Genomic DNA, 801 nt, shown 5'->3' on the forward strand with positions numbered 1-801 from the left:
ACCGCAGTCCTCCTCGGCTATGCGGTGTCCTCCACAGCCGCACCGATCTATGGCCTGACGGTCCTCGATCCAATCTATGGCGATACGGTCGGCGGCGGCGTAGTCGGTCTGGCTGCGGTTGTCACAAACCTCTTACAGGTTTCAGTCGTCATCTACCTGCTCGAGAGCGCGTCCAGGTCAGAAACGTCGAGACCCTCGTTGGCCCGAACGCTTGGAAAAACGATCAAGAACCCCCTTGTGTGGGCACCGGTGCTGGGCACCATCGTGTCTCTGTCCGGTCTGACGATGCCGCCGGTTTCCGTGTCCGTGCTCAAGCCTCTAGCAGTCTGCGCACCAGGAGCGGCGATCTTCGCCTGCGGGCTCGCGCTTGCGTCTTATTCCCTTAATCTCAGATCTAGGACCGTTATACTGGGATCGCTCGTCTGTGTCGTCTTGCAACCAGCAGTCTTCTTCGTCGCCCTCAAGGCATGGGGACTAAAATCCGCTATGGCGAAAGCAGCTTTTGTCGCAAGTGCGATGCCTACCTCCACACCGTCTGCCCTGTTTGCCCAGCAGTATGGGAAGTGCGAGGTAGAAACAGCCAGCATCATGCTGCTCACGACGCTCGGCATGGTCGTCGTCATTCCCGCCACTGTCGCTATATGCGAGTGGATATAACGCAAAAAAATAGATGATTGGAAAAGTTCTCTGGTTTTAAGACCTGCCCTATGATTACAATTCCATGCACTGATTGGAGAAAATGAGTCCTGAAAAGGTCTGTTTTCCGTTTTGAGAAGCGTTTTGCTCATTTGAGTGCTCTAG

General features: G+C 54.8%; 1 protein-coding gene. It reads left to right on the forward strand.

Features of this window, described 5'->3' with window-relative positions:
- On the forward strand, nucleotides 1–657 hold a 657-nt coding region (locus B7449_RS12205), incomplete at its 5' end, for an AEC family transporter (RefSeq protein ID WP_048883656.1).
- Nucleotides 658–801: the final 144 nt, after the last annotated feature.

Source organism: Komagataeibacter intermedius TF2 (assembly GCF_000964425.1).
Lineage (GTDB): Bacteria > Pseudomonadota > Alphaproteobacteria > Acetobacterales > Acetobacteraceae > Komagataeibacter > Komagataeibacter intermedius.